The sequence below is a fragment of the Gluconacetobacter liquefaciens genome (genome assembly GCF_003350405.1).
Taxonomy (GTDB): domain Bacteria; phylum Pseudomonadota; class Alphaproteobacteria; order Acetobacterales; family Acetobacteraceae; genus Gluconacetobacter; species Gluconacetobacter liquefaciens.
In genome coordinates, this window is the sequence record NZ_QQAW01000001.1 from 254687 (window position 1) to 280394 (window position 25708).

Consider the following 25708-nt stretch of genomic DNA (forward strand, 5'->3'; position numbering starts at 1 on the left):
GATTTCTGATGGAATCTGGATGTTGAATGATCTGTACAGGTCGAGCCGTCTTCAGATTTTATCTGATTTTCCGGATCGGTTGTTTTTGTCAAAAAACGGCGCGAATATTGTTTTTTTACTGGATAATTTTGTCCGGGTTGCGCCGTAACGGGCCGCGCCGAGCCCGTCTGTCAGGTGTTTCCCCGGATCAGATCGGCCGCGCGCTCGGCGATCATGATGGTTGGGGCGTTGGTGTTGGAGCCGATGATGGACGGCATGACCGAACTGTCGCAGATCCGGATGCCTTCCAGCCCATGGACGCGCAGTTGCGGATCGACGACCGACATTGCGTCGCGGCCCATCTTGCAGGTGCAGGTGGGATGGTACGATGTGCGGCCATATTCGCGGGCATAGGCCTCGAACCCCGAGCGGGTGGTGATGGAGCGGTCGAAGCCTGCGACCTTGCGGACATATTTGCTCAGCGACGGGCGTGAGAAGATATCGACGCTGAGCCTGACGCCTTCGGCGGAAATGCGCAGATCGTCTGGATCGGCAAGGAAGTTCGGGTCGACCAGAGGTGCCTCGCGCGGGTCGGACGAGCGCAGGGTGACCGATCCGCGCGATCTGGGACGCAGTGTGTAGCTGTTGAGCGTGACGCCCGATACGCCCTTCGGCACCGAGGCGACGCCGGCTTCCGCCCCCGCGCCGGCGAGGAAATGGAATTGCAGGTCGGGGCACGGGGCCTGCCGGTCGGCGTACCAGAAGGCCCCGGCTTCGACCACGTTGGAGGTGACCGGGCCGGATTTGAACAGGGCGTATTCCAGGCCCGCATAGAGCATCCAGTGCGGTTTCTTGTATTTGTCCAGACTGTCATGCGTTTTCAGTTCGGCCACGACATCGACGCCGTAATGGTCCTGCAGGTTCTGGCCTACGCCCGGCAGGTCCTGGACCACGGAGATGTCGTGCTGGCGCAGATGCGCGGCGGGGCCTACGCCCGAAAGCATCATCAGCTTGGGGGTGCCGATGGCCCCGGAGGTGACGATGACTTCGCGGTCGGCGCGGGCGATCTTTTTCGTGCCGTTGCGGCTGAGATATTCCACCCCGATGGCGCGGCGGCCCTCGAAGACGACGCGCTGCACCGCGATGCCGGTGATGACGTGCAGGTTCGGCCGCCCCAGCGCGGGGCGCAGATAGCCGACGGCGGCCGAGCGGCGGCGGTTGTTGCGGATGGTCATCTGGTAGATGCCCGCGCCTTCCTGCGTGGGGCCGTTGAAATCGGGATTGTAGGGCATCCCGAGTTCCTGGCAGCTTTGCACGAAGGCGCGGCTGACCGGGTTGGGGGTGGACAGGTTGGACACGCCCAGCGGGCCGTCCGTGCCGTGCCAGGGGCCGGAGAGCATCGTATTGCCCTCGGAGCGGAGCATGTATTTCTGGATATCGCGAAAACCCCAGCCCTCGGCTCCCTCTTCCACCCAGCGGTCGTAATCCGACGGGTGGCCGCGCGTGAAGACTTCGGCGTTGATCGACGAGCCGCCGCCCAGAACCCTGGCCTGCACATAGGGGATCTGCCGGTTGTTGGCGTGTTTCTGTGGTGTGGTCAGCAGATTCCAGGTCATGGGTCCGGTCGTCATCTTGGCGAAGCCGATCGGCATGTGGATCAGCGGATGGGTGTCGCGCTTGCCGGCTTCCAGAAGACAGACGTGGGAAGAAGGATTTTCGGAAAGCAGCGCCGCCAGGACGCAGCCGGCCGACCCGCCGCCCACGATGATATAGTCGAATCCATGCGTCATGATGCGATCCAGTGCGTGCGGCCGCCGGTTTCGATATGGACTGATTTGACCTGGGTATATTCCTCGACGCCCAGCATGCCGGATTCGCGGCCCCAACCCGACTGCTTGAAGCCGCCGATGGGGGTTTCCGGGCCGCCGGCCATGATGGTGTTGACCCAGAAGCGCCCGGCGCGCACGCGGCGGGTGACGGTCAGTGCCTTGTCGATATCGCGGGTCCAGAGCGAGGCTGCGAGGCCGTAGACGGTGTCGTTGGCGATCGCGATGGCTTCTTCCGGCGTGTCGAAATGGAAGGAGGACAGGACCGGGCCGAAGATTTCCTCGCGCGCGATGGCCATTGACGGAGTGACGTCGGAAAAGAGCGTCGGCTGGATGAACTGGCCGTGCCCGAGATCCAGCGCCGCGCCGCCGCACAGCAGCTTCGCCCCCTCTGCCTTGCCCTGGGCGATATAGTTCAGGATCGTGGTGTTCTGGGACTCGGTGGTGATGGCGCCGATCTGTGTTTCGGGATCGAACGGGTCTCCGACACGGATTTTCTTCATCTTGTCGACGAGGATGGATTCGAATTCGCGCGCGACCGAACGCTCCACGATCAGGCGGCTGGAGGAGACGCAGCACTGCCCGGTGTTGAAGCTGATGCCGAAGGCCACGGCGTCGGCGGCATCGTGCAGGTTGGCGTCGGCGAAGACGATGATCGGGTTCTTGCCGCCGAGTTCGAGCCCCAGTTTCTTGAGGTTGCTGTCGGCCGAGGCGTGGACGCAGGACCGGCCGACCCCGGTGGAGCCGGTGAAGGACAGCATGTCCACGTCGGGATGTTCGGCCAGGGCCTGGCCGATGGTGCGGCCCGCGCCGGTGACCACGTTATAGACGCCGCGCGGCAGGCCGGCCTCGGCAAGGATGTCGGCCAGGATCAGGGTGGTGGCGCTCGTGACCTCGGCGGGCTTGACGACCAGCGTGCAGCCCGAGGCGAGAATGAACGGTACACGCTCGCACAGGATCAGGAACGGGAAATTCCATGGCGTGATCAGGCCGACGACGCCGATGGGCTCGCGCAGCAGCATGCCCAGCAGGCTGTCGCCCAGATTGTTGAAGCTGTCGCCGCGCACCAGGCGCGCGGCGCCGGCCGCGACCTCGAAACAGGCGATGCAATGGTCGATCTCGCCACGGGCCTGGGTGAGGGGCTTGCCGTTTTCCAGCACTTCCCACCGGGCGATTTCGTCACGACGGCGGCGCAGGCCCTCGGCGGTGCGCAGCAGGATGCCCGCGCGCCCGGCACCCGGCAGGCCGGCCCAGCTACCATCTTCGAACGCGCGGCGCGCGGCGGCGACGGCGGTGTCGAGATCGTCCCGGGTGCAGCGGGGAATGCGTGTGACGGGCACATCGTGGCTGGGGGAGTTACGCTCGAACCAGTCATGGCCGGCGTGCCAGGCGCCATCGATAAAAAAGTCGAATTCACGGGGATTTTCAGGCAAGAACGCCCCTTTTGTCACGTCGTTCATTGATGAGCTTTCCTCCCCGGGTTGGGTGGTCGGGCGTATGTCGCAGGGATGCGATCGGATGCGTGAGGCGGTTGGACACACCATGGACGCGGGCGCGCCCGTGGAGTGGTCAACTGCTGACCGGGCGGTGGGTTTTCTTGCGCGGATGAAACAGTATGGGGCCGGCGCACGGGGCGCCTGCTTTTACTGTTGGTCGCGTCATCTCCAGAGCCAGCATCTTATCGACGTCCTGTTTTTATCGTGCCTGATATCGTCTTTTACGACGGCACCTGTTTTTTCTAGAACGACTTCGCCCAAACGCACCGTTTGGTTACCTTGTGATAGACCGGCGGATCGGGCGGTGTAACTCAATTTGCCGTGATGGGCGGTATGGGTGCGCTGGAACGGTTTTGAGGGAAAAAAAGAAAAATCCTGTAAGAGACAATAAGGATGAAAAAGCATCGTGATGCGTCCTACGGCGGGCCGTGCCCCGGGAGTGCCTGTGTTTGCAGGTGTTTCCCCGGAATCGCGCCGGGTGATCCGGGCTGCGCGCGCTTTGTCCTTGATCGGGCCTGATGTCGGATGTATGTAACCAGTTAGTTCATATGGAACGGGAATGCCGGAATGTATCTGAACGAGACACAGGAACAGGTGCGCGAGACCGTTCAGGCTTTCGCCGACGACGTCATCCGCCCCGCCGCCGAGGCGCTGGACCGCGAGGAGCGGTTTCCTTCCGAAATCTACGACGAAATGGCCAAGCTGGGGCTGTTCGGCATCGGTGTTCCCGAAGCCTTGGGTGGCCCCGGTTTCGATACGCTGACCTATGCGGTGGTGATGGAGGAACTGTCGCGCGGCTATGCCAGCGTGGCCGACCAGTGCGGGCTGGTGGAGCTGATTTCCACCCTGCTGGTGCGCCATGGCACGGAACGGCAGCAGGCGATGCTGCCCGATATCCTGGGCATGCGGCGCAAGGTGGCATACTGCATCACCGAGCCCGAGGCCGGCACCGATGTGTCGGGCATCCGCACCACCGCCGAGAAGGATGGCGAGGGCTGGGTGCTGAATGGCGGCAAGATCTGGATCCATAACGCGCCCGTGGCCGATACCGGCTTCGTGCTGGCCCGCACCGACCGGGACGCGGGCACGCGGGGCATGTCGATCTTTATCGTCGACCTGCACGCGCGGGGGGTCGAGCGTGGCCCCAAGGAACACAAGATGGGGCAGCGGGCCAGCCAGGTGGGCGGGCTGAATTTCTCCGACGTGCGGCTGGGGCGCGATGCGCTGCTGGGCGAGGCCGGGCGCGGGTTCCACATGATGATGAGCGTGCTGGACAAGGGGCGCGTGGGCATTGCCGCCCTGGCCGTGGGCATTGCCCAGGCGGGGCTGGAAGCGGCCGTGGATTATGCCGGCACCCGCAAGCAGTTCGGCAAGCAGATCTCGGACTTTCAGGGTGTGCAGTGGCTGCTGGCCGACATGGCGAAGGATATCGAGGCGGCGCGGCTGCTGGTGCATTCCGCCGCCGTGAAGATCGATCGCGGGCTGGATGCCACGCGCTCGTGCTCCATGGCCAAATGCTTTGCCGGCGATACCGCCGTGGCGCGCACGGCGGATGCGGTGCAGGTGTTCGGCGGCTCGGGCTATATCCGGGGGTTCGAGGTCGAGCGGCTGTATCGCGATGCCAAGATCACGCAGATCTATGAAGGTACCAACCAGATCCAGCGCATGATCATCGCCCGCGAGCTGATGAAGAAGGGCGCGCGGTCATGAGACAGGTCGCGCTCGTAACCGGCTCTTCGCGCGGGATCGGGCTGGCGGCGGCCGAGGCGCTGGCGCGGGCCGGGTTTGCCGTGGCGATCAACGGGCCGGTCGCCGATGCCGAACTGCATGCGGCGGTGGCGCGGATCGAGGCGCTGGGCGTGCCGGTGATGGCCGCGCCCTTCGATGTGGGCGACACCGCCGCGCATGCGCCCTGGCTGGCACGGATCGAGGACACGCTGGGGCCGCTGACGACGCTGGTGAACAATGCGGGCGTCGGCGTGCTGCATCGGGGCGATCTGCTGGAGGTGGGGGAGGAAAGCTGGGACCGCTGCCTGACGATCAATGCGCGGGCGGTGTTCTTTCTGTCGCAGGCGTTCGCGCGGCGGTTACTGGCGCGGGCGCGGCCGGAGGGGCTGTTTCATGCCGTGGTGAACGTCACCTCGTCCAACGCCTCGGCCGTTGCCGTGCAGCGGGCGGAATATTGCGTGTCGAAAGCCGCCGCCGCGATGGTGTCGAAGGCGCTGGCGGTGCGGCTGGGGCCGGAGAATATCGCCGTCTATGACGTGCAGCCCGGCCTGATCGCCACCGACATGACGGCGCCGGTGATCGAAGCCTATCGCAGGCGCGCGGCCGAGGGCCTGACGCTGATGCCGCGCGTGGGGGAAGCCCACGAGATGGGAACCATCATCGCGACCCTCGCCGCCGGAAAACTTCCTTACACCACCGGGCAGGTGATTTCGGCTGATGCCGGAATGCTCGTCCCCCGTTTTTGAGAATGGCCATGAAAATCGCACTTCCTGACGAAACGGGCCGGATGACGGATTACGTCCTGACCGGAACGCCCCTGCCGCATACGGTGCTGCCGCGCGACCCCGCGCGGATCGTCTATTCGGCGGCCCATGTGGTGGCCGATCCGTTCAGTGCCGCCGATCCGTCCGGACAGGCCGCCGTGGATTGGGAGAAGACCTTGGAATTCCGCCGCTATCTGGCCGGGCTGGGGCTGGGCATCGCCGAGGCCATGGATACCGCGCAGCGCGGCATGGGGATGGACTGGCCGCGCTCGCTGGAACTGATCCGGCGGACGCGGGCGGAACTGCCGGATGCGCTGATCGGCAATGGCTGCGGGACGGATCATCTGGACCCGGCGCATGTCACGTCGGTCGATCAGGTGATCGGCGCCTATATGGAGCAGGTCGAGGCCATCCAGGCCGTCGGTGGGCGGCTGATCCTGATGGCCAGCCGGGCGCTGGTGCAGGTGGCGAAGAGCGGCAGGGATTACGAGCGCGTCTATCGCACGGTGCTGGCCGGCTGCGAGCAGAAGGTGATCCTGCACTGGCTGGGCGAGATGTTCGACCCGGCGTTGGACGGGTATTGGGGCAGCCGGGACTTCGATGTGGCGCTGGAGACGGTGCTGGCGATCATCGAGGAAAACCGGGCGCGCATCGACGGGATCAAGATCTCGCTGCTGGACAAGGAGAAGGAGATCATCCTGCGTCGCCGCCTGCCGGAAGGCGTGCGGATGTATACCGGTGACGACTTCAATTATCCCGAACTGATCGCGGGGGACGGGCAGGGGTTCAGCCATGCCCTGCTGGGGATTTTCGACCCGCTGGCGGCGGCGGCCTCCTACGCCGTGGCGAAGCTGGGCGAGGGCGACGTGGCGGCGTTCCATGCGGCGCTGGACCCGACCGTGCCGCTGGCGCGGCTGATCTTTCGGGCGCCGACACGGTTTTACAAGACCGGCGTGGTGTTCCTGGCGTGGCTGAACGGGTTTCAGGACCATTTCATCATGGTGAACGGGGCGCAGGCCATGCGGCCGTTGCCGTATTTCACCGGCATTTTCCGCCTGGCCGATGGGTGCGGGCTGCTGCGCGACCCGGAGCGCGCCGCCAGCCGCATGAAGTCGCTGCTTGCGCTCTATGGGGCATGAGATGCGCGATTTCCGTCACGACCATTCGGCGCTGGCCCTGAATACCGCGACGCTCGGCCATAATATCGCGGGCGCCGGGGCGGGATGGTCGCCCGAGCGGACCATCGATGCCTGTGCCGGGCGGGGGATCGGCGGCATCGTGTTCTGGCGGCGGGAGATCGCGGGGCGGGCGGCGGCCATCGGGGCGCGGGCCAGGGCGGCCGGGGTGACGGTCGTGGGGCTGTGCCGTGCGCCTTTTCTGGTCGGGCCGCTGGCGCCGGCCGGGGTGGCGGAGATTTGCGATGATTTCCGGCTGGCGATCGACCAGGCCGCCGAACTGGGGGCGCCGGTGCTGACGATCGTGACCGGTGGGATCGCGGTCGGGACCAAGGGGGTGCGCGACAGCCTGAACATCGTGGCCGACCGGGTGGCGGAGGTTCTGCCCCATGCCGCCGCCTGCGGCGTGAGGCTGGCGCTGGAGCCGCTGCACCCGGTCTATGGCGGTGATCGGTCGTGCCTGATGACGGTGCGGGATGCGCTGGATCTCTGCGACCGGATCGGCGACGCGCATCTCGGCGTGGCGGTCGATGTCTATCATGTGTGGTGGGATACCGACCTGCCGGCGCAACTGGCGCGGGCCGGGCGCCGGATCTTCGGCTTTCATCTGTGCGACTGGCTGGCGCGGACGACGGATGTGCTGCTGGACCGGGGGATGATGGGCGATGGCGTGGCCGACCTGCGCGGCCTGCGCGCGTCGGTCGAGGAAGCCGGATATGGGGGCTTCTGCGAGGTAGAAATCTTCTCCGCGAACAATTGGTGGAAGCGTGACCCTGCGGAGGTCCTGGACGTGATGGTCGAACGCTTCCGGTCCGTTTGTTGAACATGTCGAGGAAATCATGAAGATTCTTGTCCCTGTCAAACGGGTGATCGACTACAACGTGAAGGTGCGGGTGCGGACCGATGGCTCGGGCGTCGAACTGGCGAACGTGAAGATGTCGATGAATCCGTTCGACGAGATTGCGGTGGAGGAAGCCGTGCGCCTGAAGGAGAAGGGCGTGGCGTCCGAGATCGTCGTCGTGTCGATCGGTGTGCAGCAGGCGAAGGATACGCTGCGCACGGCGCTGGCCATGGGGGCCGACCGGGCGATCCTGGTCGATGCCACGGCGGACGTGAACCAGGATATCGAACCGCTGGCCGTGGCGCGGCTGCTGTCGCGGATCGTGGAGGCGGAGCGGCCCGACCTGGTGCTTGCCGGCAAGCAGGCCATTGATAACGACATGAACGCCACCGGGCAGATGCTGGCGGGGCTGCTGGGCTGGGGGCAGGCGACCTTTGCCTCGAAGATCGAGATTGCCGACGGCCGGGCCGTGGTGACGCGCGAGGTCGATGGCGGGTTGCAGACCATCGGCGTGACGCTGCCGGCGGTCGTGACCGTCGATCTGCGCCTGAACGAGCCGCGCTATGTGGCGCTGCCCAGCATCATGAAAGCCAAGAAGAAGCCGCTGGAAGAACGCACGGCGGCGGAGCTGGATGTGGATGTGACCCCACGGCTGAAGATTACGCGTACGGTCGAGCCGACGCAGCGTGTGGCAGGCGTACGCGTGGCGTCGGTCGATGAACTGATTGCGAAACTGAAGAGCGAGGCGGGAGTACTCTGATGACTGTTCTGCTGCTGGCCGAAACCAACCAGGGCCGTCTGGCCACCGATGCGGTCGCGCGGACGCTGTCGGCTGTCGCACCCCTGGGGGATGTGCATGTGCTGATCGCCGCCGGCGAAGGGGCGGAAGAGGCGGCGAAGGAGGCTGCCGCACTCAAGGGTGTTTCGAAAGTGCTGCTGGCCGAGAGCGAGAGCCTGCGCCATGGGCTGGCGGAGCCGGCGGCGGCGCTAGTGGTGTCGCTGGCCGCGGGTTATCGCCATATCGCGGCCCCTGCGACGGCCTTTGCGCGGAACATCCTGCCGCGTGTGGCCGCCCTGCTGAATGTCATGGTGCTGTCGGACGTGATCGCCGTGCATGGCGAGGATTCGTTCGATCGCCCCGTCTATGCGGGCAATGCGGTGCAGACGGTGCAATCGACCGATCCTGTCGCGGTCTTTACCGTGCGCACCTCGGCGTTCGGCGCGGTGGGGGCGCAGGAGCCGGCGCCGGTTGAGAACGTGGCGGCGGTGGCCGATCCGGGGCTTTCGTCCTGGATCGAGGATGCGGCCGTGGTCTCGGAACGGCCGGAACTGGCGTCGGCGCGTGTCGTCGTGTCCGGCGGGCGGGGTGTGGGGTCGAAAGAGAATTTCGAGACGATCATTCAACTGGCCGACAGGCTGGGAGCGGCCGTGGGGGCCAGCCGTGCGGCGGTCGATCTGGGATATGCGCCCAATGACTGGCAGGTGGGGCAGACCGGCAAGGTGGTGGCGCCCGACCTGTATATCGCGGTGGGTATCTCGGGCGCGATCCAGCATCTGGCGGGAATGAAGGATTCGAAAGTGATCGTCGCCATCAACAAGGATGAGGATGCGCCGATCTTCAGGGTGGCGGATTATGCCCTGGTGGGGGACCTGTTCTCGATCGTGCCCGAACTGGCGGGGAAACTTTAGAGCATTTCCACTGAAAACCGCTTCGACGGAAATGCTCTGGCCGGGATCTGTGACCGGTCATGATTGCGCCGCGCAGCGGGGCGGTCATGCCCGGACCATGCGGACTGCACGATGTGCCGGTTGGTATTCGGGATGAAGAACGGTATGGCGCGGTGGGTGGTGTATTCTCTGCTGGCCATGTTCGGGCTGGCGGTGTCGAGTGCCGGAGGACGAGCGGAATCCGCGCTGGAAAAACCTGCTGGAAGGACAAGCCGGGTAGCGCTTCTGACGGGGAGAGGCGCCGGGCAGGACAGGGTTGCGGCGCCTGTGCGGGAGCGCGAGCGTACGGGGATGGCGGCGAGCGCGCTGGGATCGACCTGGCCGGAAGTACGGGTGGTGCCGGAGGATGACCGGATTCTCGGCGCCATCGGCGGGCTTCGCACCCGGCTGGAGCAGCATGGCTTTACCTTTACCCTGACCTACCTGACCGAAAGCCTTGGCGTGGTGGCCGGCGGACGGCGGCGGGGGTTCGATTACACGCATCAGATCGTGATGGGGGGCGATCTGGATTTTGAAAAGATGGCGCGCATCAGGGGGCTGTCTTTTCATATGCTGGGGATTCAGCGGGCCGGTCGCAATGTGGCGACGGATTACATGGGGGTGACGCCCCTGATCCAGCCGCAGGAAGATTATGGCGTGGGCGGCGGTGTGCTTTACAAGCTGGTCTATATGTATGCCGAACAGACCTTCCTGAACAGGACAGTGACGGTGGATTTCGGCCGCATGCCGGCCAACATGAAATTCGGCACGTCCTATCTGGGCTGTTACGCACTGAACATGATTACCTGCGCCCATCCGTCCGGGCTTTCGAATGCCACCAAATGGCGGTCGTGGCCGTTTTCGCAATGGGGGATGCTGGCGCGGGTCAAGCCGGGGCACAGGCTTTATGCGCAGGCGGGACTGTTCGAGTCCTCGCCGACCGAAGGTGGGCGGGCGGGGTTCGATTTCTCTTTTGCACAGAACGGGTTTGTCGTTCCCATGGAGGTCGGGTGGGAGCCTGTGCTGGGGGCGGGAAAGATGCCGGGGCATTACAAGCTGGGAGGCTATGTCGACAGTTCGGACCATCCCGACCCGTTCATTTCGACCGATGGCCGGCCGAAGCTGGTTTCCGGTCTGCCGGGGCGGGTCGAGCGCCAGCGCGGGGCCTGGTATGTCGGGGGCGACCAGATGGTCTACCGGTACGGACGCGCCGCCAACCAGGGCATTATCCTGTACGGGATCGCCGGGTGGAATGTGGGGGCGTCGCTGCCCAACCGGAGCCAGTATACGCTCGGGATCATTTCGCAGGGGATGATTCCAGGCCGGATCACGGATGCTGTTTCGTTTTTCTGGACGCGGCAGAGGGTGAATCCCGCGATAACATCGCAGCAGACGATGCAGATGGAAGAGGGGCTGCCGCTGCTCAACGGTGTGCGGTCGCCGCAAACATCGTTTCATGTTCTGGAACTGACCTACACGGCCTTCGTCAGTCGCGGGATCAAGCTGCTGCCCGATATGCAATATATCATTCGCCCGGATGCGAATCACGTTTATCCGAATGCCCTGCTGATGGGCTTCAGGCTTCTTGCCCAATTGTGAAGAATGTGCCCCCATAAAGGGAAGATGGACGAAGACGGGATTTTCGTTCTGGCCCGACAACCGTGCGACGGGCCATGTCGTTATCCCTTGCACCATGTTGTATCGGGGTGCTGCGCGTGGCGTGGCGGGCCGGCACGATCGGGGGCAGGAGCGGACATCGGGGTGTATGCCCGCCGGCTTCGAGAGTCTCCTTCGCGACAAGAAAAACAAGAACGGAGGGCGTTGTGATCGGAAAATATCGCTGGCTCATCTGCGGCCTGCTGTTTGCCGCGACGACCATCAATTATGTCGACCGGCAGGTGCTGAGCCTGCTGAAGCCCCTGCTTGAACACCGGTTCGGCTGGTCGGAAAAGGACTACAGTTATCTCGTGATCGTTTTCCAGGCCTGCTATGCCCTGGGATTCGTCTCGTTCGGCAAGCTGATCGACCGGCTGGGTACGCGGCTGGGCTATGCGCTGTGCATGGCGGTGTGGAGCCTGGCCTCCATCGGGCATGCGCTGGTCGGGGGGATGGCGAGCTTCGCTGTGGTGCGCGGGATGCTGGGATTTGGCGAGGCCGGAAATTTTCCCTCGGCGCTCAAATCCGTCTCGGAATGGTTTCCGGCGCGCGAGCGTTCGCTGGCGGTGGGGATCGTGACCGCCGGCACCAGCATCGGCGCGATCATGGCGCCTGCGACCGTGCCGTGGCTGGCGGCGACGTATGGCTGGCAGGCGGCCTTTATCGTCACCGGCCTTTCCGGCTTCGGCTGGCTGGGTCTGTGGTTCTACCTGTATCGCCTGCCCGAGGAGACGCGCGCGCTGTCGCCGGACGAACTGCGCTATATCCGCCAGGACAGGCGGGACAGCGACGGGCCGGAATTCAGGGGGCGCTGGATCGACCTGCTGAAGGTGCGGGCGACCTGGGCGTTTGCCGTGGGCAAGTTCATGACCGACCCGATCTGGTTCTTTATCCTGTTCTGGCTGCCCTCCTATTTTTCGGACCGGTATCACCTCAACCTGAAACATCTGGGCCTGCCGCTGATGGCGGTCTATTGCGCGACCTCGGTGGGCAGCGTGGGTGGCGGCTGGCTGTCGTCCTTTCTGATCGGTCGCGGGTGGAGCGTGATGGCGGCCCGCCGCATCACCATGCTGATCATGGCCGTGATGGTCGTGCCCCTGGCGTTTTCGGCGCAGATCCATGGAATGTGGATGATGGTGGGGCTGCTCAGCCTGGCTGCCGCCGCCCATCAGGGCTGGTCGGCGAATATCTATTCGATTCCGGCGGATCATTTTCCCAAGGAGATGATTGCCTCGGTGCAGGGGATCGGCGGGCTGGCAGGGTCGATCGGCGGCATGATCTTTCCGCTTGGCGTCGGGGTGCTGCTGGATCACTACCGCCAGGCGGGCCATATCGACATGGGGTACGCCATTCTGTTCGCGGTGTGCGGGAGTGCGTACATTCTCGCGTGGATCGTCATCCAGATCCTGAACGGGCAGGGGCTGTTTCCCCGGAACTGCCTTGCCGGATGGCGGAGAAGAATGCCGCGACGGCGCCATGCCGTCTCCGGCGCGTAGGCGGGCCTTCGGCCAACAGAACCGAGCACAAGAAGAATATCGGAAAGAAGAAAAGGATCAGTGGGCATGGAACCTTCGGAGAAGCGCCAATTCGGCCGGACCGGCCTGGACGTGACCGCCTTTGCCTTCGGCACCGCGCCGATCGGCAATTTTCTGCGTGAGATGGAGGAGGACGTGGCGGAGGGCATGATCCGCCATGCGTGGGATGCCGGCGTGCGCTTTTATGATACCGCGCCGATGTATGGGCATGGGCTGGCCGAGTTGCGGCTGGGCCATGCGCTGCGCTGGAAGGCGCGCGATGAATTCGTGCTGGCGTCGAAGGTCGGGCGGGTGCTGCATGCCGCGCGGCGGTCGGAGATCGACTTCGCGCCGTGGAGCAATGCCGCGCCCAACCGGATGGCCTTCGACTACAGCTATGACGGCACCATGCGGTCGTTCGAGGATTCGCTTCAGCGGCTGGGGCTGGAACGGATCGACATGATGTTCATCCATGACGTGGACCGCTTTACGCAGGGGGATGCGCAGCCCGAACTGTTCGCGCAGGCGATGGACGGGTGCTGGCGGGCGCTGGAACGGTTGCGTGCCGAGGGCGTGGTGAAGGCCATCGGCGTGGGGGTGAATGAGTGGGAGGTCTGTCATCAGGCGCTGACGATGCGGGATTTCGACTGTTTCCTGCTGGCGGGGCGCTACACGCTGCTGGAGCAGGATGCGCTGGACGCGTTCCTGCCGCTGTGCGAGGCGCGGGGGGCGGCGGTGCTGGTCGGCGGGGGGTTCAATTCCGGCATTCTGGCGACCGGCGCGGTACCGGGGGCGAAATATAATTATGCGCCGGCCTCGCCCGCCATCATGGAGCGGGTGGCACGGATCGAGGGCGTGTGCCGGGAGCATGACGTGCCGTTGCCGGCGGCGGCGCTCCAGTTCGTCGTGGCGCATCCGGCCATTCCGTCCTTCTGTGCCGGGACGCGGACCGTCGAGCAGCTTGAGCAGAACCTGCAATGGTTCAGCTATCCGATTCCGGCGGAATTCTGGGCCGACCTGAAGCGGCATGGGCTGCTGCGGGAGAACGCGCCGACGCCGTGACGGGCGGGGCCGGGACTTCACGCGGCTGTGCGATCGGGTGCGTTGATTTACGGCCGCATTTAGGTAACTATCTAGTTCGATAATAAGAGCGCCGCATCGTCGTGAAAACCGGCCCCGAAGCCGACGACATGCAGAAGATGCAGGTGCCCCGGAGACAGATATGTCCTTCATCAAGCAATATATCGAGCAGCAGACGATCAATCGCCGCAACCTGCTTCTGCTCTCGGCCTACGGGTTGGGCGGCATGGCGGCGGCGGCCTCCTTCCGGCCCGGTTTCGCCCGCGCGGCGGGGCAGGACCCCAAGATCGCGTGGAGCTATCGCGACCGGACCAATCCGTACTGGAATTCGATCGTCTCGGGTGGCGAAGGCTTCGTGGAAAGCCTCGGCCTGCCCAAGAGCGCGCTGCTGAACCTGATCAATGGCGGGTCGAGCGAGAAATCCCTTTCCGATATCAAGGCGCTGCTCTCGCGCTATGGCAGTGGGGTGGCGCTGGCCGCCGACCCCAACGACATGCCCAACTGCCGGCCGGTGGTGGAGGCGGTGGTCGGTGCGGGGGCGTATGTCTCGACGATCTGGAACAAGACCGACGACCTGCATCCGTGGGATTTCGGCGACCATTATGTTTCGCACATGACATGGTCGGATGTCGGGCCCTCGGAACAGACGGCGCGGATTCTGTTCGATGCCATGGGCGGCAAGGGCGGGGTGGTGCATCTGGGTGGCATCGCGTCGAACAATCCGGCGATCGAACGGCTGGCCGGGTTGAAGAATGCGCTGAAGAGTTACCCGAATGTCGAATTGCTGGCCGTGCAGGCCGCGGACTGGGATACCCAGAAGGCCAACCAGGTGATGTCCGGTTTTCTGACCCGCTATGGCGACGCGATCAAGGGCGTGCATTGCGCCAGCGATACCATGGCCTATGGCGTGATCGAGGCGCTGCGGGCCGAAGGCATCGAGAACATGCCGGTGGTGTCGTATGACGGCAACCCGCAAGCGGTGGACCTGGTGGCGCAGGGCAAGATTCTGGCGACCGTGTTCACGAACCCTTACTGGGGCGGGGGCATTACGGCGGCGCTGGCCTATTACGCGGCGACCGGTTTTTTCAAACCCTCTGCCGAACCCAAGGAACATCGGGAATTCTATGGGCCGACCGTGCTGATTACCACCAAGGATGCCCGGGATTTCAAGGCGAAATACATCGACAGCAACCCGAAATATGACTGGAAGGATTTCTGGGGGCTGAGCAAGGGCCAGATCCAGTACCGGTCATAAGAGTCCCGGATTTTTCCCGGTTGTCCTGATGCGTCGTTTCCTGAAAACGAGATGCAACCATGAAACATGGTCTTGTGATGGACAATATCAGAAAATGGGTGCCGTTTCTGGTGTTGCTGGTGCTTGTATTGTTCTTTGCGGCAGTGAATCCCCATTTCCTGTCGCTGCGGAATTTTGCCCGGATCGCCGTGTCGTCCTCGCCGGCGCTGATGGTGGCGGTGGGGGCGACCTTCGTCATCCTGATGGGCTCGATCGACCTGTCGATGGAAGGCACCGTGGCGGTGTGCGCGGTGGTCTTCGCCATGCTGCTGAACCGGCTGGGCGGGTCGCTGGCCCATATGGGGTGGTTGGCCATTCCGGGCGCGATGATTGCGGGGGGCGTGCTGGGGGCCGTCAATGGCCTGATCCATGTGCGGCTGCGGATTCCCTCGTTCATGGCCAGCCTGTCCATGGGGTTTGTCGGTGTCGGCCTGTCGCTGCTGATGACGGGGGGCAATCGTATCCTGATCGGCGACCCACTGTTCCGCTCGCTGCTGACCGTGCGGATCATGAGTTTTCCGCTGATGGCGTATGCGGCGCTGGGCGGGTTGCTGGTGGCCTGGTTCATTCAGGGCCGGACGACCATCGGCCGGAATTTCTATGCCATCGGCGGCGGGGAGGATCTGGCACGGGCATCGGGGCTGAATGTCGGCCGGGTGCGGGTGATCGGCTTTGTCCTCGCGGGTGTCTTCTTCGCGCTGGGGGCGGTCCTGGCGGTGGCGCGGCTGGGGATTGCGGAAACCGAGACCGGGACCGGGTTCATGTTCCTCTCCATTACCTCGGTGGTGGTGGGGGGCACGGCGCTGGCCGGGGGATCGGGCGGTGTGTGGAACACGCTGGTCGGTGTGCTGATCGTGAATGTCATCGGCAACGGCATGGTGGTGGTGGGACTGCCTGACTACCTCCAGGACGGCGTGCTCGGGCTGCTCGTGATCACGGCGGTGTATCTGTCCATGGATCGCCGCGGGCTCTCCTTCGCAAGGTAATGTGCCATGTTCGAATTGCGGAACGTCGAAAAGCGTTATCCGGGCGTCCATGTTCTCAAGGGGGTCGATCTGGCGATCGCGCCCGGCGAGATCATCGGGCTGGTCGGCGAGAACGGGGCGGGGAAATCCACCCTGATGAAGATCATCTACGGCGCCGTGCAGCCGGATGCCGGCAGCGTCCTGATCGACGGGGCGCCCGTCCATTTCCGCAGTCCGCGCGACGCGATGAAGATGGGCATCGGCATGGTGTACCAGGAGCAGTCGCTGATTCCGAACCTGAGTGTGATGGAAAACATCTTTCTGGGGTTCGAGCAGCAGTTCGTGCATCTGGGCGTGATCCAGTGGCGCAGGATGGCGCAGGCGGCGCGGGTGCAGTTGCGCAAGGTGAAGCTGGATATCGACCCCGGCATGATCACCTCGCGCCTGACCTTCGCCCAGCGCCAGCTTGTGGAACTGGCGAAGGTGCTGGCGCTGGAGGAGCGCGTCGAGGGGCATCTGGTGATCCTGCTTGACGAGCCGACATCGGTGCTGTCGAAGGATGAAATCGACCTGCTGTTCGGCCTGGTGCGGGAATTGCGGCGGCGGGCCTCGTTCATCTTCGTGTCGCATCGGCTGGACGAGATCATCGCGCTGTCGGACCGCATCTATGTGCTGAAGGACGGCATCGTGGTCGATGTGCTCGCGGCGAAGGACGCGCGGGTGGAGACCATCCAGAAGAAGATGGTCGGGCGGGATATCGCGCTGGAATATTATCGCGAGAACCGGCAGGTGCCCTTCGATGCGGGCAGGGTGCTGCTGGAACTGGACCATGTCGTGCTGCCGGGCCGGCGCCATGAGGTTTCGCTGACGCTGCATGCGGGCGAGGTGCTGGCGCTGGTGGGTGTGGAAGGCGCCGGGCGCGAGGGAATCCTGCGCGCGATCTTCGGGTTGAAGGCGCCGGAAAGAGGCACGATCCGCATCCGGGGCGAGGCCATGCGGACCTTCAGCGCCTCGAACAGTGTCGCGCATGGTGTCGGGTATATTCCGCGCGAGCGGAAGATCGAAGGCATCGCCAGCGGCATGAATGTCTACGAGAACATGACGCTGTCGCAGATGGGGCGGTATTCCCGTGGCGGGGTGCTGGATATTCCCGCCGAGCGGGCGCTGGCGCGGGACTGGATCAAGCGGCTGTCGATCAAGGTGCCGTCGGAAGAATCCGACTGCGGAAACCTCTCGGGTGGCAACCAGCAGAAAGTGGTTCTGGCCAAGTGGCGCAGCGGTGGGTCGGACATCATCCTGCTCGATCATCCGACGCGGGGCCTCGATATCGGCGCGAAGGAAGATGTCTACGACATGGTGCGGGACATGTCGGCCGACGGGGTCGGGGTCATTCTGGTCGCGGATACATTGGAGGAGGCCATCGGCCTCAGTCACACCATTGCTGTCATCAAGGATGGAGAGATCAGGACATGGTTCAATTGTCAGCCGGGCGCAAAGCCTTCTCTCTACGACCTGATCCATCACATGGTATGACCGACCGGGTGGCGCTGGCCGAGCGGCTGCGGCGGCATTTTCCGTGGATCACGCTGACCACCCTGACCATTCTGGTCGGCTTCACGGATGTGAATTTCCTGCGGCCGGACAATCTGCTGAACCTGGCGGCGGATATCGTGCCGCTGCTGATCATGGCCATCGGCATGACGCTGGTGATCTATATCGGCAGCATCGACCTGTCGTCGCAGTCGATCGCCAACATGGCGACGGTGCTGGCGACGATCGCGCTGCCTTCGGCGGGTGTCGGGGCCGGGGTGCTGGTGCTGGCCGTCGGGCTGGCGTTCGGTGCGGTGTCGGGGGTGGTGACCACGCGGCTGAAGGTGCCGTCCTTCATTTCCACGCTGGCCGTGGGAGGCATTGCGCTGTCGGTGGGGCAGTTTGCCTCCGGCCAGCAGGCGCTGCACATGGACGCCGGGCAGCGGCTTCATGCCTTCGGCTGGATGGTGGGGCGCACCGCCGGCATTCCGCATGAACTGGTCGTGGCGCTGCTGCTGGTGGTGGTGGCGTGGTTCATCCAGGGGCGGATGACGGCCGGGCGGACCTTCAAGGCGATCGGGGCCGGCGAGCCGGTGGCCGTGTCCTCGGGCATCCGGGTGGAACGCTACAAGATCCTGGCCTTTGCGCTGTCCGGCATGTTCGCGGCTGCTGCGGGGCTGGTCTTCTCGGTCAAGCTGTCGGGCGGGTCGCCTACGCTGGCGGAAGGGTTCCTGCTGCCGGCCATCGTCGCGGTGCTGGTGGGGGGCACGCCGCTGACCGGGGGCGTGGGCGGTGTGATCAATACCGTGATCGGCACCATGATCGTGGCGGTGATCCGGGCCAGCATGCTCTATCTGAACATTCCCGCCATGGGGCAGCAGATTTTCTTCGGCCTCGTGCTGATCGTGGCGATCGCCACGACCATCGACCGCTCGAAAATGCGGATCGTCAAATAATCGGATCGCCCTGGAAGCGATCCGGGAGAACGGACATGGACACTATGGAAGCGGCGGTGCTGATGGCACCGGGGCAGTTCGAAGTAACGCGCGTGCCGGTGCCTGCCGTCGGGCCGGACGATGTGCTGGTGCGGGTGGATCGCTGCGGCATCTGCGGGACGGATGTGCATATCTTCCAGGGCCATTATGCGGCGGACCGGCTGCCCTTTATTCCGGGGCATGAATTCACCGGCACGCTCGCGCGGCTCGGCGAGCGGGTCAGCGGGCTGGCGGTGGGCCAGCGGGTGGTGGCCGATATCAATATCGGCTGCGGGCACTGCTATTTCTGCCGCCGGAACGAGATTCTGAACTGCGCGGAGATGCGACAGGTCGGCATTCATCGCGATGGCGCGTTTGCCGAATATGTCGCGGTGCCGGCGCGACAGATCATTGTGGCGCCCGAGGACGTGGCGCCGGAGGTGCTGGCGCTGACCGAGCCGGTGGCCTGTGTCGTGCGGGCGGCGCGCAAGGCGGGGGCAGGGTTCGCGCAGTCGGTGGTGGTGCTGGGGGCCGGGCCGATCGGCAACCTGCATATCCAGATGATGCGCCTGGTCGGGGCGGCGCCGATCATTGCCGTCGAACTGTCGCCCGAGCGGGCGGAACTGGCGGCGCGTGGGGGGGCGGATGCGGTGGTGACCCAGCCTGAGCGGGCGCTGGAGGTGGTGCGCTCCATGACCGGGGGGCGCGGGGCGGATATCGTGATCGAGAGCATCGGCCTGCCCGCGCTCTATGCGCAGGCGTTCGAGATGATCCGGCCGGGGGGGCATGTGGCGGCGTTCGGCATTACCGGGCCGGACGATACGATCCCGCTGCGGCTGCTGGACGTGGTGCTGAAGGAAAACGCGATCAAGGGATCGGTGGCCGGCATGGGCGAGGACATGCACGATGCGCTGGCCCTGCTGACGCACGGGCGGTTTCAGGTGGAGCCCTTTACCGGCAGCGTCGTGCCGCTGCGTGCGATCCAGTCGGCGTTCGATACGTTGCGGGATCGGCCGGGGGTGTTGAAGGTGCAGATCAGTCCGGGGGGATAGTCTTCGTTCTTTTTTGAAAAAAAGAACCAAAAAAATTTGATTCTTTCGGGAGTTTTTTGCTGGGGCGCGCGATGGCCCTGAGCGGATCGAAAGTTTTTTCTTCTTTTCGGGAGACAAAAGAAGAGAAGGGGGAGCGGATTAAGCACCGCTCCCCCTTTTGGTGTTCAGGCCGCCGCCCGACGGGGTGGGGTGACGTGGGGGTGGAACAGGCCGGCGTCCATGAGGCGCAGGGTGGGCGAGATCAGGAGCGGGGCCCGGGCCTGGTCGAGGATCTGGGTCTGGAGGTCGATGCCCGGTGCGATTTCGGTGACCATCAGGCCGTCGGGGGTGAGTTGCATGACGCAGCGTTCGGTAACGTAGAGGATTTCCTGTCCCTGGGCGATGGCGCGGGGGCCGGAGAAGGAGATCTGCTCTAGCTCATCGACGATTTTCGCGATCTTGCCTTCGCGCTCGATGATCAGGCGGCCATCGGCGATGGAGAATTTGGCGCCGGCGTTGAAATAGCCCGAGAAAATGATGCGCCGGGCGCGGGACGTGATGTCCACGAAGCCGCCCGAGCCGGCGGTGACGTGGGGCTGGGCCGAGAGCTTGGAGACGTTGACCGAGCCGTTGGGGTGGATCTGGAGGAAGGAGAGCAGGGAGACGTCGAAGCCGCCGGCCTGGAAATAGGTGAACTGGTGCGGCGAGGCGACGAAGGCCTCGGCGTTGGCGGCGCAGCCGAACTTGAAGTCGAGCAGCGGGATGCCGCCGACGGCGCCCTGTTCGATCACCCAGGTGACGTCGCCGTGGCGGCCTTCCTCCAGCAGGATGCGCGGCACGTTGGCCGAGATGCCGAAGCCGATATTGACCGCCCAGCCGGGCCGCAATTCCCGCGCGACGCGCCGGGCCATGACCTTGGCGACGTTGAATTCGGGCAGGGCGAAGCTGTCGAGGGGCTTGAAGACCTCGCCCGAGATCGCCGGGTCGTATTGGGTGGCGGTGGTCTGGAGCTGGTCGGGTGTTTCGACGACGTAATCGACCAGGATGCCGGGTACGCGCACGTCGTGGGGGCGCAGGGTGCCGGACTGGGCGACGCGGCGGACCTGGGCGATGACGATGCCGCCGTTATTATGGGCGGCGAGGGCGAGTTCCATCGCGCCCAGATAGGCGCCTTCGTCCTCGAAGGTGAGGTTGCCGCGTTCGTCGCCGGTGGTGGCGCGGATGATGGCCACGGTGGGGCGGATGGCGGGGAAATAGAGCCATTCCTCGCCCATGAAGTCGATCCTGCTGACGACGGGCTCGGCCTGGGCGGCCTCGTTCATCGCGCAGCCTTCCTGCGTGGGGTCGACGAAGGTGTCGAGGCCCACTTTCGTCATTACGCCCGGTCGTTTGGCGGCGCCTTCGCGCAGCATGTCGAAGATGATGCCGCTGGGCACGTTGTAGGCCGCGACCTCGTTGCGCCTGACCATCTGCCGGATGAGCGGCGGTTCGGCCGAGGAAGGGCCGGAGGGGTAGGAGCCGCCGATGATCCGGCTGATCATGCCCGGCTGGGCCAGGTGGTCCACGCCCCTGGTGCCGAACATGTCGCCGGCGGCGATGGGATGGATGGTCGTGAGGTTGCGCGGGGCGCCTTCGGTGCGGAAACGCGCGCCCAGGGCTGCGAGGATGGCGTCGGGGCAGCACAGGCCGCTCGATGAATTCACGGCGACGATGGCGCCATCTTCAACCAGCGATGCGACGTTCGTGGCCGTTCTGATTTTCGACATGCCGGATTCTCTTCTGGCTAAATGTAACTATCTGGTTAGATATATGATCGGGCGTGGCGGCCGCAAGGGAAGAAGGCGGGGTGCGCCATCACACTGGCGTTTGCCGGGTGGCATTTGCCGGCGGCCTGTGATCCGAATGAGGGTATGGACCGGGAGGGTGGCCGTGGAACCTGTTGTGCGTGCGCTCTTTTTCGCGCGGGTGGCCGGGATGGCGGTGGTTTGCCGCCGCCGGCTGGTGAGGGTGGCAAAAGCCTTGTGAGCGCTTCTGCCTGGGGCTAAATTTGCGGCCATATCTGGTCGCGTCCATTCGACGGCCGCACTGCTGGTCGCCGCCGCGACAAGGATATCCGTATGTCAAGAACACCGAATGCCATCAAACGGGGCGAACCGCGCAGGAAAGGGGCGGAGCCGGAAGCGGCCGTGCCGAACCCCTCGCCGGCGCGCACCCGCGATGCCGAGGCGACGCAGAAGCGCATTCTGGCGGCGGCCAAGCGGGAGTTCGCCATGAGCGGGCTGGCCGGGGCGCGCGTCGATGTGATCGCCGAGAAGGCCGAGGCCAACAAGCGCATGATCTACCACTATTTCGGTGGCAAGGAGGCGCTGTTTACCCGCGTTCTGGAAGATGCCTACACGGACCTCTATCAGGCGGAGCAGTCGCTGAAGCTGGATCATCTGGAGCCGGTGCAGGCGCTGGAAAGCCTGGTGCGGTTTACGTGGAATTATTATCTGGATAACCCGGAATTCCTGACGCTGGTCAACAGTGCGAACCTTTACAAGGCCATGCATCTGCGGGATTCCCGGATTATTCCCGTCATCAGCCAGAGCCGGCTGAAACGGCTGCAATCGCTGCTGGATCGGGGGGAGAAGGCCGGGGTGTTCCGGGGGGGCGTCGATGCGATGCAACTGAACATCACGATCGCGGCCATCGGGTATTATTACCTGACCAACCGGTTTACGGGTTCCATCATCTTCAACTGCGATTTCATGGCGCCGCAATCGCTGAAGAAGCGGATCGAGTTCAATATCGAGACGATCCATAACATGGTGTGCAGGTAAGCGCTTTCCCCCGCGCCGTACGCCCCCTTATTCCATGGCCGGGAGGGTTGTGCCTTCGTCGGTCCGGGCGTCGCGCTTCCTGCGTGGGAGGAAGAAAGCGGGGCAGATGGCGAGGAGAATAAGCCCGAACGACCACAGGAATGTGTGGCTGAATGCCGTGTCGAGCGCGGATGTCAGCCGGGCCTGCGCGGCCGGAGGGAGGGTGCGCAGGGCCCCCAGGCCGCTCTGGGCGGCGGGGGTGATGCCGGAAAGCTGGTGACTCAGCACCACAGCGAGCAGTGCCGTGCCCATCGAGCCGCCGACGCGCTGCACCACGTTCAGCCCGCTGGTGGTGCGGGCGACCTGATGGCGCTGCACGGTGCTCATCGCCGCACTCATCGAAGGCATCATGGTGGCGCCCATGCCCAGGCCGAGCAGGAACAGCATCGGTTCGATGGTCCAGAAGGGTGTGGTGCTTTCGATCCGGCTCAGGGCCAGCATGCCGGCTGCCACGCATGTCAGGCCCGCCAGGACGACCTTGCCGGCGCCGATCCGGTCGGTCATGCGGGCGGCGAGTGGCATGGAGAGCATCGCGCCGATGCCCTGGGCGGCGAGGAGCAGGCCGGCGTCGAAGGCGGGCTCTCCCCTGACGATCTGGAAATAGAGTGGCAGGATCAGGGACATGCCGAAGAAGGCGGTGCCGAACAGGAAGGTGGTCAGCGCGGAGGCGCCGACCGTGCGGCGGGTGAACATCCGCACGTCGATCAACGGGTCCTGATGGCGCAGGGCATGCACGATGAAGGCGGAGATGAGCGCCAGGCCGGCGATGGCCGCGATGTCTCCGGTGGAGGCGCTGAAATCGCCGGCCGCCGCGATCCGGGCGAGGCCGAAGACGAAGAGCGCCAGCCCCGGCGAGAGCAGGAGCAGGCCCAGCCAGTCCAGCGCATGGTGGGGCTTGGGGGCGTCGGGCGCCAGAACGCGCTGGGCGGCGTAGAGCGCGATGGCGCCGACGGGCAGGTTGACGAAGAAGATCCAGCGCCATGACACGTCGTCGACCAGCCAGCCGCCGAGGATCGGGCCGCAGATCGGCCCCAGCAGCATCGGCACGCCGATGATGCCCATCAGCCGGCCGATGCGTCTGGGCCCGGCGGCGTGGCTGAGGATCGTCATGCCGGCGGGCATGATCATGCCGCCGCCCAGCCCCTGGAGCACGCGGAACAGGATCAGCTTCGGCATGGACCATGCCGCGCCCGACAGGGCGGAACCGCCCAGGAACAGGAGGATCGACGCCATGTACAGCCGCTTGGTGCCGAAGCGGTCGGCCGCCCAGCCGGTCAGGGGGATGACGGTGGCCAGGGCCAGCATGTAGCCGGTCGAGATCCATTGGGTCGTGGCCAGTGATGCCCCGAAATCGCGTGACAGGTCGCGGACCGCCACATTGATGATCGTGGTGTCGAGGATCGACATGAAGGTGCCCAGGACCACCACCGCCGCGATCCGCAGCAGGTGCGGGTCCAGCCTGTCGTCATCCGGGCGGGGTGTGGGGGCGGCATTCATTGTGCGGCTTTCGGTCGGGCTGTCGGATGGGGGCTGTCGGAATATTTCTGCGGCTTTTCTTCGGGAAAGGAAACGGTTCTGCCGCGATGTGCGGGCGTTGTGGAGACGTTGCCGTTCAGGCCGGATCGTCGGGTTCGTACCAGGCGAGTTTCGCGAAAATGTCCTCGCAGGCCAGTAATCTGGCGCGTTCCTCCGCCGTCAGGGCGTGGGCCATGGCGCGGGCTAGCCATTCCCGCCGCCTTTCCATGTCGGCAGAGAGGGCGCGCAAACCGTCCTGTGTGAGTGAAAGGATGATTTCGCGCCGGTCGGCCGGGTTGGGCTGGCGCGCGATATGGCCGTGCTGTTGCAGCGTGGCGATGATGCGCGTCAGGGACTGGGGTTGCAGGAGTTCGTGCGCCGCCAGTTTTGCCGCCGGCATCGGGCCGAGCCGGTAGAGCGTGCCCATGATGCCGATCATCGCGAGTGGCAGGGAGTCCTCGGGACGCTCGCGGCGCAGGCGGCGGCCCAGCCAGAGGATGCCGCTCATCAGCCGGGCGATATCGCGGGTGCGTATGTCTGTCATTTAGTACGTACTGCGTATCTTTTGAATGGTCATATGATACGCATAGCGTATGAGTTCCTGTGTGCCTATGATTGAAGAAGGGTCGATCCCGTGGGTTTGAAGAGCCACATGGCGGACGTGCTGCGCCTGGAGCGGCAGATGGAACTGCGGTGGCTGGACATTGTCCTGTCCAGTGGGTTGATCGTGCTGCCGATCGCGCTCGGCCTTCTGGCGGGGCGGCTGGGGATGGGACTGGCGGTTGCGACGGGGGCGCTGCTGGCCAGCAATGTGACGCTCCATGGCTCGGCGCGGGCGCGGATGGAAGAGATCGGGCTGATTACGCTCTCGCTTTTGCTGGCGTGTCTTGTCGGCGGGTGCCTCGCCGGTGGCGGGGGCTGGGCGGATATGGGGTTGTGGGGGGCGACGACGCTGGCGGCCCTGATCGGGAATTTCGACCGGATCGCGGCGATCGTCACGGGGCGGTTCATTGTCTTCGTCGTGATCCTGACCGAGATGGCACGGCAGGCGCATCATCCGCATGCGCTGGTGGTGCCGGTGATGACGGGGGGGGGTTGTGGCCGCGTGCCTGATTTCTCTTTGGGCGAAGGGGTCGCCTGCTGCGCCGTTGCCGCCGCCGTCCGGTATCGGGCTGAAGGCGAAGGTGCGACGGTGGGGGCGGTCGTGCCGCAGCCTGTCGGCCTGCCAGTTTCCGCTCAGGCTCTCCGTCCTGATGGCGCTGACCCTGGCGATGGATGGATTCTGGCCGGAGCGGCATGCCCTCTGGGCGGCGCTGACCGTGGCGCTGCTGTGCCGGCGGCAGTTGGAGCCTGTGCCGATCCGTGCCTCGCAGCGGGCGCTTGGGGCTGCGCTTGGCGTGCTGCTGTCGTGCCTGTTTCTGTTTCACACGCCTTCGCGTGGCGCGTTCATCCTGTTTCTGGCGGGGCTTGGCATTGCGAGCATGGTGGCGCGCAGGCACAATTACATGCTCTACAGCATGGTTGCGACGCCGCTGATCATGGTGCTGGTCGGCGGGGGGAGGCCCATTGGCGAAGCGATTCTGGTCGATCGGCTGGTCTCGACAGTCGCGGGGGCGGTTCTGCTTGTGGCGGTGAATGTCGTCGTCGCGAAAATGATTAAGATATTATGAAAAAATAGACGATCCGGCTCCTGCGTGGCTGAAGGACAGATTGTCGCCACAAAGCGCAACCACGCTTCGGGGTTGAACAAGGCACATGCGGCCTGGGGTCGT

The 25708-nt window shown here is 64.8% G+C and carries 22 protein-coding genes; 16 read left to right on the top strand and 6 right to left on the bottom strand.

Annotation, left to right across the window (positions count from 1 at the left end):
• Positions 1–170: 170 nt before the first annotated feature.
• Together C7453_RS01200 and C7453_RS01205 are read right to left on the bottom strand one after the other, a co-directional pair.
• Entirely contained in the window at positions 171–1769 is a 1599-nt protein-coding gene (locus tag C7453_RS01200; protein WP_114725290.1) for a GMC family oxidoreductase, read from the bottom strand.
• A complete protein-coding gene (locus tag C7453_RS01205; protein ID WP_114725292.1) occupies positions 1766–3265 on the bottom strand; it encodes an aldehyde dehydrogenase family protein in 1500 nt (499 codons plus the stop codon). Before C7453_RS01205 ends, C7453_RS01200 begins: the two co-directional genes overlap by 4 nt.
• A 603-nt stretch (positions 3266–3868) precedes the next feature.
• On the opposite strand from C7453_RS01205, the gene C7453_RS01210 reads away from it, so the two are divergent.
• From C7453_RS01210 to C7453_RS01275, 14 genes are all read left to right on the top strand, one after another.
• Positions 3869–5011 (top strand): acyl-CoA dehydrogenase family protein, encoded by a 1143-nt coding sequence (locus C7453_RS01210; protein ID WP_114725294.1) that lies wholly within the window; start codon positions 3869–3871, stop codon positions 5009–5011.
• On the top strand, positions 5008–5775 hold the full coding sequence (locus C7453_RS01215) for a 3-ketoacyl-ACP reductase (RefSeq protein ID WP_114725296.1): 768 nt from the start codon (positions 5008–5010) through the stop codon (positions 5773–5775). Before C7453_RS01210 ends, C7453_RS01215 begins: the two co-directional genes overlap by 4 nt.
• Before the next feature lie 2 nt (positions 5776–5777).
• A complete protein-coding gene (locus tag C7453_RS01220) occupies positions 5778–6932 on the top strand; it encodes a dihydrodipicolinate synthase family protein (protein WP_211310998.1) in 1155 nt (384 codons plus the stop codon).
• A gap of 1 nt (position 6933) precedes the next feature.
• Complete coding sequence (locus C7453_RS01225) at positions 6934–7791, top strand: sugar phosphate isomerase/epimerase family protein (protein ID WP_114725976.1); 858 nt, start codon at positions 6934–6936, stop codon at positions 7789–7791.
• A gap of 16 nt (positions 7792–7807) precedes the next feature.
• Positions 7808–8569: an electron transfer flavoprotein subunit beta/FixA family protein gene (locus tag C7453_RS01230; RefSeq protein ID WP_114725297.1), complete on the top strand. Its 762-nt coding sequence runs from the start codon at positions 7808–7810 to the stop codon at positions 8567–8569.
• Positions 8569–9498 (top strand): FAD-binding protein, encoded by a 930-nt coding sequence (locus tag C7453_RS01235; RefSeq protein WP_114725299.1) that lies wholly within the window; start codon positions 8569–8571, stop codon positions 9496–9498. The genes C7453_RS01230 and C7453_RS01235 overlap by 1 nt, the downstream gene beginning before the upstream one ends.
• 144 nt (positions 9499–9642) lie before the next feature.
• Complete coding sequence (locus C7453_RS01240) at positions 9643–11115, top strand: carbohydrate porin (RefSeq protein WP_211310999.1); 1473 nt, start codon at positions 9643–9645, stop codon at positions 11113–11115.
• A 224-nt stretch (positions 11116–11339) separates the two neighbouring features.
• Positions 11340–12668: an MFS transporter gene (locus tag C7453_RS01245; RefSeq protein WP_114725302.1), complete on the top strand. Its 1329-nt coding sequence runs from the start codon at positions 11340–11342 to the stop codon at positions 12666–12668.
• Between the two features lie 66 nt (positions 12669–12734).
• The gene (locus C7453_RS01250; RefSeq protein ID WP_114725304.1) at positions 12735–13748 is read left to right on the top strand and encodes an aldo/keto reductase; all 1014 of its coding nucleotides are present in this window, start codon (positions 12735–12737) and stop codon (positions 13746–13748) included.
• Positions 13749–13908: 160 nt separating this feature from the next.
• On the top strand, positions 13909–15021 hold the full coding sequence (locus C7453_RS01255) for a sugar ABC transporter substrate-binding protein (RefSeq protein ID WP_114725306.1): 1113 nt from the start codon (positions 13909–13911) through the stop codon (positions 15019–15021).
• Positions 15022–15080: 59 nt separating this feature from the next.
• Entirely contained in the window at positions 15081–16046 is a 966-nt protein-coding gene (locus C7453_RS01260; RefSeq protein WP_114725308.1) for an ABC transporter permease, read from the top strand.
• Between the two features lie 6 nt (positions 16047–16052).
• On the top strand, positions 16053–17558 hold the full coding sequence (locus C7453_RS01265; protein WP_114725310.1) for a sugar ABC transporter ATP-binding protein: 1506 nt from the start codon (positions 16053–16055) through the stop codon (positions 17556–17558).
• Entirely contained in the window at positions 17555–18511 is a 957-nt protein-coding gene (locus C7453_RS01270) for an ABC transporter permease (RefSeq protein WP_114725312.1), read from the top strand. The genes C7453_RS01265 and C7453_RS01270 overlap by 4 nt, the downstream gene beginning before the upstream one ends.
• 35 nt (positions 18512–18546) lie before the next feature.
• The gene (locus tag C7453_RS01275; protein ID WP_114725314.1) at positions 18547–19581 is read left to right on the top strand and encodes a zinc-dependent alcohol dehydrogenase; all 1035 of its coding nucleotides are present in this window, start codon (positions 18547–18549) and stop codon (positions 19579–19581) included.
• 164 nt (positions 19582–19745) lie between these two features.
• Here C7453_RS01275 and C7453_RS01280 read toward each other — a convergent pair whose 3' ends face one another.
• A complete protein-coding gene (locus C7453_RS01280; protein ID WP_114725316.1) occupies positions 19746–21326 on the bottom strand; it encodes an acyl CoA:acetate/3-ketoacid CoA transferase in 1581 nt (526 codons plus the stop codon).
• A gap of 351 nt (positions 21327–21677) precedes the next feature.
• On the opposite strand from C7453_RS01280, the gene C7453_RS01285 reads away from it, so the two are divergent.
• Positions 21678–22382 (top strand): TetR/AcrR family transcriptional regulator, encoded by a 705-nt coding sequence (locus tag C7453_RS01285; RefSeq protein WP_114725318.1) that lies wholly within the window; start codon positions 21678–21680, stop codon positions 22380–22382.
• Between the two features lie 27 nt (positions 22383–22409).
• Here C7453_RS01285 and C7453_RS01290 read toward each other — a convergent pair whose 3' ends face one another.
• The 3 genes from C7453_RS01290 to C7453_RS01300 form a co-directional block, all read right to left on the bottom strand.
• Positions 22410–23918 (bottom strand): DHA2 family efflux MFS transporter permease subunit, encoded by a 1509-nt coding sequence (locus C7453_RS01290; protein WP_114725320.1) that lies wholly within the window; start codon positions 23916–23918, stop codon positions 22410–22412.
• Positions 23919–24033: 115 nt separating this feature from the next.
• On the bottom strand, positions 24034–24480 hold the full coding sequence (locus tag C7453_RS01295; RefSeq protein WP_114725322.1) for a MarR family winged helix-turn-helix transcriptional regulator: 447 nt from the start codon (positions 24478–24480) through the stop codon (positions 24034–24036).
• Positions 24481–24999 (bottom strand): hypothetical protein, encoded by a 519-nt coding sequence (locus C7453_RS01300; RefSeq protein ID WP_114725324.1) that lies wholly within the window; start codon positions 24997–24999, stop codon positions 24481–24483.
• 85 nt (positions 25000–25084) lie between these two features.
• Between C7453_RS01300 and C7453_RS01305 the strand changes: the two genes are divergently transcribed.
• Positions 25085–25606, top strand: coding sequence for an FUSC family protein (locus tag C7453_RS01305; protein ID WP_114725326.1), 522 nt, complete (start codon positions 25085–25087; stop codon positions 25604–25606).
• Positions 25607–25708 lie beyond the last annotated feature (102 nt).

Coding starts and splice junctions, on each gene's coding strand:
- C7453_RS01205 (WP_114725292.1), bottom strand. CDS start 3,265: ATGAACGACGTGACAAAAGGGGCGTTCTTGCCTGAAAATCCCCGTGAA.
- C7453_RS01260 (WP_114725308.1), top strand. CDS start 15,081: ATGAAACATGGTCTTGTGATGGACAATATCAGAAAATGGGTGCCGTTT.
- C7453_RS01290 (WP_114725320.1), bottom strand. CDS start 23,918: ATGAATGCCGCCCCCACACCCCGCCCGGATGACGACAGGCTGGACCCG.
- C7453_RS01235 (WP_114725299.1), top strand. CDS start 8,569: ATGACTGTTCTGCTGCTGGCCGAAACCAACCAGGGCCGTCTGGCCACC.
- C7453_RS01255 (WP_114725306.1), top strand. CDS start 13,909: ATGTCCTTCATCAAGCAATATATCGAGCAGCAGACGATCAATCGCCGC.
- C7453_RS01230 (WP_114725297.1), top strand. CDS start 7,808: ATGAAGATTCTTGTCCCTGTCAAACGGGTGATCGACTACAACGTGAAG.
- C7453_RS01210 (WP_114725294.1), top strand. CDS start 3,869: ATGTATCTGAACGAGACACAGGAACAGGTGCGCGAGACCGTTCAGGCT.
- C7453_RS01220 (WP_211310998.1), top strand. CDS start 5,778: ATGGCCATGAAAATCGCACTTCCTGACGAAACGGGCCGGATGACGGAT.
- C7453_RS01225 (WP_114725976.1), top strand. CDS start 6,934: ATGCGCGATTTCCGTCACGACCATTCGGCGCTGGCCCTGAATACCGCG.
- C7453_RS01265 (WP_114725310.1), top strand. CDS start 16,053: ATGTTCGAATTGCGGAACGTCGAAAAGCGTTATCCGGGCGTCCATGTT.
- C7453_RS01285 (WP_114725318.1), top strand. CDS start 21,678: ATGTCAAGAACACCGAATGCCATCAAACGGGGCGAACCGCGCAGGAAA.
- C7453_RS01215 (WP_114725296.1), top strand. CDS start 5,008: ATGAGACAGGTCGCGCTCGTAACCGGCTCTTCGCGCGGGATCGGGCTG.
- C7453_RS01300 (WP_114725324.1), bottom strand. CDS start 24,999: ATGCGGATGATGCGCCTGCCGTGCCATCTCGGTCAGGATCACGACGAA.
- C7453_RS01280 (WP_114725316.1), bottom strand. CDS start 21,326: ATGTCGAAAATCAGAACGGCCACGAACGTCGCATCGCTGGTTGAAGAT.
- C7453_RS01200 (WP_114725290.1), bottom strand. CDS start 1,769: ATGACGCATGGATTCGACTATATCATCGTGGGCGGCGGGTCGGCCGGC.
- C7453_RS01270 (WP_114725312.1), top strand. CDS start 17,555: ATGACCGACCGGGTGGCGCTGGCCGAGCGGCTGCGGCGGCATTTTCCG.
- C7453_RS01240 (WP_211310999.1), top strand. CDS start 9,643: ATGGCGCGGTGGGTGGTGTATTCTCTGCTGGCCATGTTCGGGCTGGCG.
- C7453_RS01295 (WP_114725322.1), bottom strand. CDS start 24,480: ATGACAGACATACGCACCCGCGATATCGCCCGGCTGATGAGCGGCATC.
- C7453_RS01275 (WP_114725314.1), top strand. CDS start 18,547: ATGGACACTATGGAAGCGGCGGTGCTGATGGCACCGGGGCAGTTCGAA.
- C7453_RS01250 (WP_114725304.1), top strand. CDS start 12,735: ATGGAACCTTCGGAGAAGCGCCAATTCGGCCGGACCGGCCTGGACGTG.